Here is a 12,593-nt window from a genome sequence, read left to right on the forward strand (position 1 = left end):
GCGGCCGAGGACCAAGCGCTGTCACGGGGCGGTCAGGTCGAACCGGCTGACGGTGACGGCGCCGCCGAGGGAGCGGGTGGCGTAGTTGAAGATGCCGAAGCGGTACCCCATGAAGAACTGCCAGTTGTTGTTGAGCGGGAACGCCGGTCCCAGCGTCGTGAACGTGCTGCCGTTCGTGCTGTAGGAGAAGGTCGCCGTACGCCCGGTTCCGGGCTGGATGTTCGCGCTGACCCGCAGCCAGACGGTGCCACCGGAGACGGCCGCGCCGGCCGCCTCGGAGCCGGTTGCGGTGGTGGTCCAGCCGCTGGTCGACATGGTGAGCCCGTTCGTCATCGACACCCGGGTCACACCGTTGTCCTTGCGCACGCCGATCCACGCCGACTGATCGCGCAGCATGGCGAGACCGGCCCGGTCGCCGTCGGCCATCGCCGAGTAGTTCAGCTGGATCGTCGCCGTGGACGCCGGGCCCTGGATCCGGTGTGTCAGCGTGTTGCGGGCGTTGTAGAGGTCGTTGGTGACGGTGGCCGTCGACAGCCGCAACCCGTTGCCGACGCTGACCTTCGTCGTGTCCGGGTTGTGGTTCCACTCCCAGCGCGGCGCCAGCGTGGGGCCGGTGAACGTGTCGGGGCCGATCATCGGCTGGACGGTCCTGGTCGTGCTGATGGCGGGCCTGGGGTAGCTGGTGCCCCAGCGGCCGTTGACGGTCTGCAGCACGGGCCAGCCGTCGCCGCTCCACGTGATCGGGGCGAGGGTAGGCATGCGGCCGCCGGGATAGGCGTCGGTGAAGGCCATGTACCACCAGTCGCCGTTCTGCGTCTGCACGAGACCGCCCTGGTGCGGGACCCCGCCGCCGGTGATCGGGCCGGGCAGGTCGAGCAGCACCTGGCGTTGCTCGTACGGTCCCCAGGGGCTGGTGGAGCGCAGCACGTACTGGCCGTTGGCGGGTCGGGTGAGCCAGATGTAGTAGTAGCCGCCGCGCTTGTACATCCGGGCGCCCTCGAGCGTGCCGATGCTCGACGGGGTCTGGTAGACCGTCTGCGAGCGCACCTCCGCGGTGAGATCGGCGTTGAGCTGGGCGACGCTGATGGTGCCGTTGCCGTACGCGACGTACGGGGTGTCGTTGTCGAACAGCAGCCCGGCGTCGTAGTAGCACTTGTTGATGCGGGCCTTCTTGCTCCAGCCGCTGCCTGCCGAGACGGACGTGTAGACATACGTGCGGTTGAACTCTGTGCAGCCCAGCCAGTAGAAGGTGCTGGTGGCCGGCCGGTAGGTGAACGCCGACGCCCAGATGCCTTTCACGTACGCCCGGGAGCCGCTCAGATCGTAGGCGCCCGAGTCGAAGTCGAGCCGGGGCACCGAGTGCCCGGCGAACTCCCAGTTCACCAGGTCGTACGAGCGCAGCACCGGTGCGCCCGGCGAGTAGTGCATCGTGGAGGCCGAGTAGTAGTACGTGTCCCCGACCCGGATGATGTCGCCGTCGGCGAAGTCCTGCCACACCACCGGGTTGGTGAAGGTTCCCGACTGCGGCGGTGTGCCCGCTCCGACCCGCACGAGCTGCCACTGCTGGTTGGCCCCGTTCCAGTCGGCGTACTGGACGACGGCGCCGCCGTCGGCGGTGGAGGCGTTCTGCACCTCGACGGCCTTGCCGCTGTTGCGGTTGATCAGCTGGACGTGACCGTCGAGATCCTGCACGCTGAACTGCTGGTTGGCGGCGTTGTTGTCGCTCCACTGCACGATGGCGCCGCCGTCGGCCGTGGACGCGTCGGCGACATCCAGGACCTTGCCCGACAGCCGCGACCTCAGCCGGTAGAAACCTCCGCCGGAGTCCACGAACTGCCACTGCTGCTGGGCGCCGTCGTTGCGCGACCACTGGGTGATCCGGGCTCCGTCGTTGGTGGCCAGGCCGTACACGTCCAAGGCCTTGCCGCTGTTGCGGTTGACCAGCACGTACGAGGCAGTGGTGTCGATGCTCGCCGCCGACGCCGCGGCCGGCGCCACGACCGCGACCGCCGGACAGGCCAGCAGGGTCAGCACGAGGACGATCGGCAGGCGCCCGCGGCGGCCGGGCCCTCCCGCCATGGCATTGCGTGCACGCATGATCACTCCGACCTTAGTGAACGATCACATATGCGAGCCGGCGGCACGGTGCACCTCGCACGAGGTCGCATATTCGGGGAGTTCTCAGCGTGAGCCCGGGCATCGGCAGCGTCAAGGCGACTCATCCCGCGACAGCGACGTAACACCTTTTCACACCGCGATTCCTCCGATCGCGATATCTATTTGCGTTCTTGAATGCGTGACATCGATGTGGCAATCTCCCTGCAACACGCTGTTAGCGTTAACCACGCGTCCGGCAATGCCGGGCGTGGCGCGACGAACCGGCAGTCCGCCGAGAGGAGCACCGATGCACCAGCGAAGAGGCCGGCTTCTCGCCACCGCCCTCGCCCTCGCGCTCTCGCTGACCGGCGCGGCTGCGCCCACCGCGGCCGCCGCCTCGGAGTCGAACGGCGGAGTCCGGGTCATGCCGCTGGGCGACTCGATCACCGAGGGGACACAGGTGCCCGGTGGTTACCGCATCGGGCTCTGGCAGCGTCTGTCCGGCGCCGGCTACCGGATCGACTTCGTCGGCACCCAGTCCAACGGGCCGGCCGGCCTCGGCGATCACGACCACCAGGGTCACCCGGGGTGGCGGATCGACCAGATCGATGCCAACGTCACCCGCTGGCTGGCAGCCGCCGGTCCCCGCACTGTTCTGCTGCACATCGGCACCAACGACATTCTGCAGAACTACAACGTCGCGTCGGCGCCCAGCCGGCTGTCCGCCCTCATCGACCGCATCACCGGGGCCGCGCCGTCCGCGGACGTGTTCGTGGCGACGCTCATCCCGCTCGCCTCGCCCGGCCAGGAGGCGGCCGCGCGCACGTTCAACGCCGCGCTTCCGGGCATCGTGCAGAGCAAGGCGAGCAGCGGCCGGCGGGTTCACCTGGTCGACATGCACGCAGCGCTGACCACCGCGGACCTGATCGACGGCGTTCACCCCACCGCCGGCGGCTACGACAAGATGGCCGCGGTCTGGTACGCCGCCCTGCGCTCGGTTCCCGGCACCATCGGCGATGCCACCGGCACCCCCACCGGCGGAGCCCTGGTGGGCGCCGGCTCCGGGCGCTGCCTCGACGTGCCGGGCAGCGCCACCACGAACGGCACCCAGCCGGTCATCTGGGACTGCACCGGCGCCCCCAACCAGCGGTGGGCCGCCTCCGGCCAGACCCTGCAGGCCCTGGGCAAGTGCCTCGACTCGCCGACCGGCGCCACGGCCGGCGCCAAGGTGCAGATCTGGGACTGCTCCGGGGCGGCCAACCAGCGCTGGAACCGCAACGCGAACGGCACCATCAGCAACGTCGCGTCCGGGCTGTGCCTGGACGTCGCAGCCAACGCCACCGCCGCCGGCAGCCGGGTCCAGCTGTGGACCTGCACCGGCGCCGCCAACCAGGTCTGGACGGGTCGATAAGCCATGAGACGCCTGAAGTCCCTGCTCGCGGCGGGTCTGCTGCTGCTGTCGGGCACCGCGTTCGTCGCCACCGCCACACCGGCGCAGGCCCTGGACAACGGGGTGGGCCGCACCCCGCCGATGGGCTGGAACAGCTGGAACACGTTCTTCTGCAACATCAACGAGTCGCTGATCCGCGGCATGGCCGACAGCATCGTGAGCACCGGCATGCGCGACGCCGGCTACCAGTACGTGGTGGTCGACGACTGCTGGATGAACCCGAACCGTGACGCGAGCAGCAACCTGCAGGCGGACCCGACCCGCTTCCCCAGCGGCATGAAGGCGCTCGGCGACTACATCCACGGCAAGGGCCTGAAGTTCGGCATCTACCAGGCGCCGCTGGACAAGACGTGCGCGCAGTACTTCGGCAGCTATCCGGGCGCGACCGGCAGCCAGGGGCACGAGGCCCAGGACGCCCGGCAGTTCGCGGCCTGGGGCGTCGACTACCTGAAGTACGACTGGTGCTCCCCCGCCGGCACCATCACCGAGCAGGTGGCCACGTTCGCCAGGATGCGCGACGCGCTGGCCGCCACCGGACGGCCGATCCTCTACAGCATCAACCCGAACAGCATCCACGCCAAGACCGGCCCGCAGCGCGACTGGGGCGACGTGGCCAACATCTGGCGCACCACCGAGGACATCCAACTGGTGTGGAGGACCGACCAGGTCAACGGCTATCCGATGGGCGTGCAGAACATCATCGACGTCAACGTGCCGCTGGCCGGGTACGCCGAGCCCGGCGGCTTCAACGACCCCGACATGATGGAGGTCGGCCGGGGCACGCTCAGCGACACCGAGCAGCGCTCCCACTTCGCCATGTGGGCGGTGATGGCCGCACCACTGATCGCGGGCAACGACATCCGCTCCATGTCGAGCGCCACCCAGTCGATCCTGAAGAACCCCCGGCTCATCGCGATCAACCAGGACACGCTCGGCCGTCAGGGCATCCAGGTCGCGGGCGACGCCAACCAGCGCGTGCTGGCCAAGCGGCTCGCGAACGGCGACGTCGCGGTGGCCCTGTTCAACCAGAGCAACGCCACCCGGACGATCTCCACCACGGCCGCGGCGATCGGCAAGAGCGGGGCCTCGTCGTACACGCTGGTCGACGCCTGGACCGGCGCCACGAGCACCACCACCGGCACGATCAGCGCGAGCGTGCCCGCACACGGCACGGCCGTGTACCGGGTCAGCGGCGGCACCACCGGCAACCCGTCCACCCCGGCCTCCTTCAGCCTGGTCAGCGCGCCCTCGGGCCGCTGCCTGGACGTGCCGAACAGCACCACCGCCAACGGCACCCAGCCGGTCATCTGGGACTGCAGCGGCGCCGCCAACCAGCGGTGGACCGCCTCGGGCCAGACCCTGCAGGCGCTGGGCAAGTGCCTCGACGCGCCGATCGGCGCCACGGCCGGCGCGAAGGTGCAGCTGTGGGACTGCAACGGCGGCGCGAACCAGCAGTGGACATCGCAGTCCAACGGCACGATCCGCGGCAACCAGTCCGGGCTGTGCCTGGACGTCAACAACAACCAGACGGCCAACGGCACGCTGACCCTGCTGTGGACCTGCACGGGCGCCGCCAACCAGCAGTGGAGCAGGCGATGAGCCGCCGGTTGCGACGCATCGCCGCCTCGGTCGCCGCGGCCCTCTGCGCGATCGCGCTGCCCGCCTTCGCCGCACCGGCGCGGGCCGACAACCCGATCGTGCAGACGATCTACACCGCCGACCCGGCGCCGCTGGTCCACAACGGCCGCGTGTACCTCTACACCGGGCACGACGAGGACAACTCCACCTACTTCACGATGAAAGAGTGGCGGGTCTACTCCTCGGCCGACATGGTGAACTGGACCGATCACGGGTCCCCGATGAGCCTCGCCACGTTCAGCTGGGCGAGCGCGGACGCGTGGGCCGGCCAGGTGATCAACCGCAACGGCAGGTTCTACTGGTACGTGCCGGTCAAGAACCGGGCGACCGGGCGGATGGCCATCGGCGTGGGGGTGTCGTCGAGCCCGACCGGCCCCTTCACCGACGCCATCGGGCGCCCCCTGGTCGAGAACGGCGAGATCGACCCGACCGTCTTCATCGACGACGGCGGCCAGGCCTACCTCTACTGGGGCAACCCCAACCTGTGGTACGTCCGGCTGAACACCGACATGATCAGCTACAGCGGCAGCGCGACCCGGATCCCGCTCACCACCGCCGGCTTCGGCACCCGGACGGGCAACACCGCCCGGCCCACGCTGTACGAGGAAGGGCCCTGGGTCTACAAGCGCAACGGCCTGTACTACAACGTGTTCGCGGCCCGGTGCTGCTCCGAGTTCATCGGCTACTCCACGGCCCCCGGCCCGACCGGCCCGTGGACGTATCGCGGCACCGTCATGCCCACCCAGGGCAGCAGCTTCACCAACCACGCCGGGATCGTCGACTTCAACGGCGGGTCGTACTTCTTCTACCACAACGGCGCGCTGCCCGGCGGGGGCGGATACACCCGCTCGGTCGCCGTCGAGAAGTTCACCTACAACGCCGACGGCACCATCCCCACAATGAGCATGACCACCGCCGGCGCCCCGCAGAACGGCACGCTCAACCCGTACGTCCGGCAGGAAGCCGAGACCATCGCCTGGAGCTCCGGGGCCGAGACCGAACCGTCGTCCGAGGGCACCATGAACGTCGGCTATCTCGAGAACGGCGACTACGTCAAGGTGAAGGGCGTCGCCTTCGGCGGTGGCGCCGGCTCGTTCACCGCCCGGGTCGCCTCGGGCGCGAACGGCGGACGCATCGAGGTCCGCACCGGCAGCCCCAGCGGCGCGCTCGCCGGAACCTGCACCGTGCCCGGCACCGGCGGCTGGCAGGCGTGGACGTCGGTCTCGTGCGCCACGACCGGCCTGACCGGCACGCAGGACCTTTATCTGAGGTTCACCGGCGGCGCCGGCTACCTGTTCAACGTGAACTGGTGGCAGTTCACACCCAGGACGACGTCGACCCCGACGGTGAATGCGCACGACTGACGCTGTCCGGCACCGCGACTCCCCCTCGAGCCGTCCCCCGATCAGGAGATCCCCATGAAGCTGTCGTCATCGAACAAGGCCGCCGTGGTGGTGGCCGGCGCAACACTGCTGGCGTCGACCGCCGTCGTCGCGGCGCGGCCGGCGGGCGCCGCCGCGGCCGGTTGCTCGGTGAACTATGCCGTGTCGTCGCAGTGGCAGGGCGGGTTCGGCGCCAACGTGTCGATCACCAACCTGGGCGATGCGCTCTCCGGCTGGACGCTCACCTGGTCGTACGGCGCCGGGCAGAGCGTGACGCAGGCGTGGAACGCGACGGTGACGCAGACCGGCTCGGCCGTCACGGCCAGGAACGCGAGCTACAACGGGTCGGTCGCGACCAACGGCACGGTGTCGTTCGGCTTCACCGGGTCGTGGACCGGCAGCAACCCGGCCCCGACCGGCTTCGCGCTCAACGGCGTGGCCTGCACCGGAGGCACCGTGCCGACCTCACCCCCGACCTCACCCCCGACGTCCCCGCCGCCATCGGATCCGGGCGGCACGTGCACCCTGCCGTCGAGCTACCGCTGGACGTCGACCGGCCCGCTGGCCGAGCCGAAGAACGGCTGGACGTCGCTGAAGGACTTCACGAACGTGGTCTACAACGGCAAGCACCTGGTGTACGCGTCGAACGTGGCGAACGGCTCGTACGGGTCGATGAACTTCGGCCTGTTCACGAACTGGTCGGACATGGCCTCGGCCAGCCAGAACGCGATGAGCCAGGGCACCGTGGCGCCGACGCTGCTCTATTTCGCACCCAAGAACATCTGGGTGCTGGCCTACCAGTGGGGACCCACGTCGTTCAGCTACAAGACCTCCACCGATCCCACCAACGCCAACGGATGGTCGGCCCCGCAGACGCTGTTCACCGGGACGATCGCCGACGCCCCGTACGGTGTCATCGACCAGACGCTCATCGGCGACGCCCAGAACATGTACCTGTTCTTCGCCGGGGACAACGGCAAGATCTACCGGGCCACCATGCCGATCGGGAACTTCCCGGGCAGCTTCGGCTCGTCGTACACCACGATCATGAGCGACTCCACGAACAACCTGTTCGAGGCCGTCGAGGTCTACAAGGTCGCCGGCCAGAACCAGTACCTGATGATCGTCGAAGCGATCGGCAGCCAGGGCCGCTACTTCCGCTCGTTCACCGCGACCAGCCTGAACGGCTCGTGGACCCCGCAGGCCGCGACCGAGAGCAACCCGTTCGCCGGCAAGGCCAACAGCGGCGCCACCTGGACCAACGACATCAGCCACGGCGACCTGGTCCGCACCAACCCGGACCAGACCAAGACCGTCGACCCCTGCAACCTGCAACTGCTCTACCAGGGCAAGAACCCCAACGCCGGCGGCGACTACAACAACCTGCCGTGGCGACCGGGGCTGCTCACCCGGCAGCGATGACGTCGGGACCGCATCCCGGACGGGTGACACAATGACCACCGCTGCTCACCGGCCGACCACCAGACGGGATCCGCATCGATGTCCGACCCCGAGTCCCTCGCAGAGGTCCGCTCCCGGATCGACGACCTCGACACGCAGATCGTCGCGCTGCTGGCCCGCCGCCAGAAGCTCGTCGAGGCGGCGGCCGGCTTCAAGCGCGACGAGCACGCCGTGCGAGCGCCCGACCGGGTCGAACGGGTCATCGCCGCCGTCCGCGCCGAGGCCACGGCCGCCGGGCTCGACGCCGCCGTGGCCGAGGCGGTCTGGCGCGCGATGATCACCGCGTTCACCGAGCTCGAGCTGACCCGTCATCGCGGCTCGACGCAGGGATGACGCCGGCGCATCGCGCACGGATGGGGCAAGTCATCGCGCTCCGTATATAACGGCATGGACACACAGCGACGCCACTGGTACTAGTGGTGCGTGCTGAGGGCCATCGAATGGATCGTGCTGGGGACCGGTAGCGCGGCCGCCATCGTCTACGGCGTGCGGCGTCACCGGCCCGCCCGGACCGGACCCTGGCTGCTGCTCGCCGGCGCCATCGTGGCGAGCGCGGCCGGCGACGTGCTGACCGCGCTGGGCCGGCCCGACGTGGCGAACGTCTGCTTCTACGTCATGTTCGTGCTGGTCGCCTGCGGCCTGCTGCAGCTGACCCGCGCCGGTGCGATCCTCGTCGACCGGGCACGGCTCATCGACCTGCTGGCGTTCGCGTGCTCGACGCTGCTGGTCATCTGGGTGTCCGTCGTCGGTGATGCGGGCTGGATGGGCGACATCTCCGGGGCGTACGTCATCGGGGCCCTGCTGCTGCTCGCGGTGGTCGTCCGCCTGCTGGTCGCCGTGGGCCGCAACCCCTCGGCCGTGCTGCTGGTCGTCGGCGCGACGGGGGTGCTGGTCGGCGACATCGTGCAGCCGCTGTGGCCGGGCCGGCTCAGCGAGACCGGGTTCGTGGTGCTCTACCTGGCCTGGGGCGCCGCCGCGCTGCACCCGTCGATGGTCCGGCTCACCGAGCCCGCGGAGCCGCGTCCGAGCCCGTGGCTGGGGCGCTGGGCGGCGCTGCTGGGGATCTCGGTCGCCACGCCGCCGGTCGTTCTGCTGATCGAGGCGCTCAACGGCAGGGTCGGCGACGGCGTGGTGATCGCCGCGGCGGGGGCGATCACCCTCCTGCTGACCATCACCCGGCTGACCGACTCGGTGACCCTGAACGGCCACGCCCTGAGACGGGAGCGCGGCTTGCGGCAGGCGAGCGCCGCGCTGGTCGCCGCGTCCGACACGGCTGCCGTGGACGAGGCCGTCCGAGCCGCGATCGCCGAGCTCATGCCTCCGGACGCCATCCGGAGCACCGTCTTCGCCGCCGACGACAGCCGGGTCCCGCTCGAGGCGGCGCCCGGCGCCGGGACGGGCCCACCGCACCGCAGCTGGTGGATCGAGGACGCGGATCCCGACTACGCCACGCTGGTCTGCCCGCTGTGGCTCGAGCCGCTCGCCGTCGCCCGGCCCAGCGGCGGCGCGCTGATCCTGACCGGTCGCCGGGACACCCTCACCGCCACCCGCGACACCCTCGAGGTGCTGGCCGGTCAGGCGGCGCTCGCGCTCGACCGCATCTGTCTGGTGGAGGCGGTCGGCCGCCGCGACAGCGACCTCTACCTGCGCGCGGTGATCCGCAACAGCGCCGACATCATGGCGGTGATCGACGAGGACCAGCGCATCCGGTACGCCACCCCCTCGCTGCGCGGCCTGCTCGGCGCCGACCTTCCGCCGCTGGCCACCCTCGACGACCTGGTGCATCCGGACGACCGCAAGCGGCTGCGGGAGGCGTTCCGCGGCTCCGGCGACGGGGTGGTGTTCTGCTCGCTGGTGCGGGCCGACGGCAGCCCGGTGCCGGTCGAAGCCACCTACCGCGATCTGCGCGACGACCGCCTGGTCCAGGGGTTCGTCGTGACGATGCGGGATTTCCCCCAGGGCCATGAGCCGGACGAGCAGCTGCGCCATGGCGACCTGGACGAGTTACCGGCCGGCGCGAACCGGCGCAGCTCTCGACACAAGTACCGCTACTAGGAACCGATGGCGACGTCCCGGCGCCGGAAACCCGCGTAGCCGGCGGCGACGAGTGCGGCCGCCAGCACACCCAGCACGAGCAGGGGCGTGAGGGTCACGTCGTCCAGCGGCGCCTGCGGCGTGTGGGTGAACGGCGAGGCCTCCCGCGACCAGCCGGGCAGGTCGAACTGGTCGGCGAACAGCGTGATGACGGCGCAGTAGGCGACCACGACCCAGGCGATGACCGCGGCCGGGCGGGGCAGCCAGCCGAACGCGAGCACCGTCACGCCGACGACCAGCCAGACCGCGGGCACGTAGGCGAGCGCGACACCGGTCAGCCGTGGCACCTGGCCCAGGTCGGAGACGGTCATCCCGTACGCGAAGCCCTCGCCGGCGCCGAACGCGGCCAGGGTCAGGGCGGTGCCGGCCAGGCCGACGCTGAGCTGACCGGCGAGCCACGTCCACCGGCTCGCCGGGGTGGCCAGCACGACCTCGGCCCGCCCGGACGTCTCCTCGGCCCGCGCCCGCAGCACGCTGGTCACGCCGTACGCGGCCGCGAGCAGGGCGGCCACGCCGGCGGTCACGGCGAGGTAGGCGTTCAGCACATCGGCGGCGCCGCCGGTGAGGAACTGCGCGATCTCCGGGTTGTCGCGGACGTACTGCTCGATGCTGTCGCCGATCGAGCCGTACGCGACGCCGAGCAGGAACAGCCCGGCCACCCAGCCGGCGAGCGAGCCGCGCTGCAGGCGCCACGCCAGCCCGTACGCGGTGCCCAGCAGCGCCGAGGCCCGCGCCCGGCCGGGCCGCGGCCGCACCAGGCCCGCGCCGAAGTCGCGGCGCGCCAGCAGGGCCACCGCCGCGGCGCCCAGCAGCCCGGCCACGGCCACCGACAGCAGCAGCGGCCACCAGCGGTCCCCGGCGTACGGGAGGGTCCGCTGGCCCCACCCGATGGGCGAGGCCCAGGACAGCGCGTCGTTGCCCACGTCACCGGCGGCCCGCAACGCGAACGCGGCGCCGAGCAGGGCGGCCACCGTTCCGTACACCGCGCGGGTGCTCTCGAAGACCTGCGCCGCGACGGCGGTCGACGCCGCGAACACGACGCCGACGGCGGTGACCGCGAGGCCGAACAGCAGCGACCCGGCGACCGGCAGCCCAGTTCCCGCCGCCACCGCGAACACCAGCAGACCGGCGACCCCGTCGGCCAGGCCCGCGAGCAGCAGGGCCGCGGCGAGCGGCGCGTGCCGGCCCACCCGGGCCGACCGGATCAGCTCGGCCCGGCCGGACTCCTCGTCGGCCCGGGTGTGCCGCCCGACCAGGAACATGTTCATGAGCGCGACCACGATCGCGGCGAACGCGAAGATCTCGAACACGATCTCGCCGCCGATCGAGGCCAGCAGGTCGGTCGGCCCGCTCATCGCGATCACGGCGTTGTTGGCGCCGATCGTCCCGCGCAGCCGCTGCAGCGCCTCGGGGGTGCCGTACAGCTGCTGGCTCTGCGTCGACTGGACCAGCACGAGCAGCGTGACGCCCAGCAGCCACCAGGGCAGGCTCCGGCGTTCCCGGCGCAGCAGGAACCGCAGCAGCGACAGCGTGCCGGTCACGACGCCGCCCCGTCCGGCCCGTAGTGGCGCAGGAACAGCTCCTCGAGCGTCGGCGGCGTGCTGGTCATGCTGCGGACGCCCAGCGGCGCCAGCTCCCGCACCACGGCGTCCAGCTGCGCGGTGTCCACGTCGAAGCGGGCATGGTGGTCCTCGACGACCACGTCGTGCACGCCGGGCAGGCGCTCCAGGCCGCTGACCGGCCGTGCCGTCTCCACCGCGATCGACGTACGGGTCAGGTGGCGCAGCTCGCTCAGCGTGCCCGACTCGACCGTGCGGCCGAGCCGGATGATGCTCACCCGGTCGCACAGCGCCTCGACCTCGGCCAGGATGTGGCTGGGCAGCAGGACCGTACGGCCCTCGTCCTTGACCTGGCGGATGCACCGCTGGAACACCGCCTCCATCAGCGGGTCCAGCCCCGAGGTGGGCTCGTCGAGCAGCAGCAGCTCGGCGTCCGACGCCAGCGCGGCGACCAGCGCGACCTTCTGCCGGTTGCCCTTCGAGTACGTGCGGGCCCGTTTGCGCGGGTCCAGGTCGAACTGCTCGAGCAACTCGTCGCGGCGGCGCCGGTCGATGCCGCCGCGCAGCCGGCCGAGCAGGTCGATGACCTCCCCGCCGGTGATGCCCGGCCACAGCGTGACGTCGCCGGGCACGTACGCCAGCCGGCGGTGCAACGTGTCGGCGTCGCGCCACGGATCCCCGCCGAGCAGCCGCACCTCGCCGGAGTCGGGCCGCAACAGCCCGAGCAGGACGCGGATCGCGGTGGTCTTGCCGCTGCCGTTCGGCCCGAGGAAGCCGTGCACCTCTCCCCCGGCCACGCTCAGATCGAGCCCGTCGAGGGCCTTGGTGACCCCGAACGACTTGTGCAGCGCGGTGACGGCGATGGCCGCCCCGGTGGACGCAGTCATGTCAGCTCCTCTGCGGAGGGACAAG

Annotated in this window: 9 protein-coding genes; 6 read left to right on the forward strand and 3 right to left on the reverse strand. The window is 71.0% G+C overall.

Annotated elements, in window-relative coordinates:
- Positions 1–21 precede the first annotated feature (21 nt).
- Positions 22–2,097 (reverse strand): family 43 glycosylhydrolase, encoded by a 2,076-nt coding sequence (locus ACSNN8_RS32960; RefSeq protein ID WP_436653891.1) that lies wholly within the window; start codon positions 2,095–2,097, stop codon positions 22–24.
- A 307-nt stretch (positions 2,098–2,404) separates the two neighbouring features.
- Between ACSNN8_RS32960 and ACSNN8_RS32965 the strand changes: the two genes are divergently transcribed.
- From ACSNN8_RS32965 to ACSNN8_RS32990, 6 genes are all read left to right on the forward strand, one after another.
- Complete coding sequence (locus ACSNN8_RS32965; protein ID WP_436653893.1) at positions 2,405–3,508, forward strand: ricin-type beta-trefoil lectin domain protein; 1,104 nt, start codon at positions 2,405–2,407, stop codon at positions 3,506–3,508.
- Between the two features lie 3 nt (positions 3,509–3,511).
- Positions 3,512–5,146, forward strand: coding sequence for a glycoside hydrolase family 27 protein (locus ACSNN8_RS32970; RefSeq protein WP_436653895.1), 1,635 nt, complete (start codon positions 3,512–3,514; stop codon positions 5,144–5,146).
- Complete coding sequence (locus tag ACSNN8_RS32975) at positions 5,143–6,549, forward strand: glycoside hydrolase family 43 protein (protein WP_436653897.1); 1,407 nt, start codon at positions 5,143–5,145, stop codon at positions 6,547–6,549. The genes ACSNN8_RS32970 and ACSNN8_RS32975 overlap by 4 nt, the downstream gene beginning before the upstream one ends.
- Before the next feature lie 54 nt (positions 6,550–6,603).
- Positions 6,604–7,989 (forward strand): non-reducing end alpha-L-arabinofuranosidase family hydrolase, encoded by a 1,386-nt coding sequence (locus tag ACSNN8_RS32980; RefSeq protein ID WP_436653899.1) that lies wholly within the window; start codon positions 6,604–6,606, stop codon positions 7,987–7,989.
- Between the two features lie 78 nt (positions 7,990–8,067).
- Entirely contained in the window at positions 8,068–8,361 is a 294-nt protein-coding gene (locus ACSNN8_RS32985) for a chorismate mutase (RefSeq protein ID WP_436653900.1), read from the forward strand.
- A 90-nt stretch (positions 8,362–8,451) separates the two neighbouring features.
- A complete protein-coding gene (locus ACSNN8_RS32990; RefSeq protein ID WP_436653901.1) occupies positions 8,452–10,083 on the forward strand; it encodes a PAS domain-containing protein in 1,632 nt (543 codons plus the stop codon).
- Here ACSNN8_RS32990 and ACSNN8_RS32995 read toward each other — a convergent pair.
- Positions 10,080–11,663 (reverse strand): ABC transporter permease, encoded by a 1,584-nt coding sequence (locus ACSNN8_RS32995; RefSeq protein ID WP_436653903.1) that lies wholly within the window; start codon positions 11,661–11,663, stop codon positions 10,080–10,082. The genes ACSNN8_RS32990 and ACSNN8_RS32995 overlap by 4 nt on opposite strands.
- Positions 11,660–12,568 (reverse strand): ABC transporter ATP-binding protein, encoded by a 909-nt coding sequence (locus ACSNN8_RS33000; RefSeq protein ID WP_436653905.1) that lies wholly within the window; start codon positions 12,566–12,568, stop codon positions 11,660–11,662. The genes ACSNN8_RS32995 and ACSNN8_RS33000 overlap by 4 nt, the downstream gene beginning before the upstream one ends.
- Between the last annotated feature and the right edge of the window lie 25 nt (positions 12,569–12,593).

Origin of the sequence: Actinoplanes sp. URMC 104 (assembly GCF_051386375.1) — a bacterium.
Classification (GTDB): Bacteria; Actinomycetota; Actinomycetes; order Mycobacteriales; family Micromonosporaceae; genus Actinoplanes.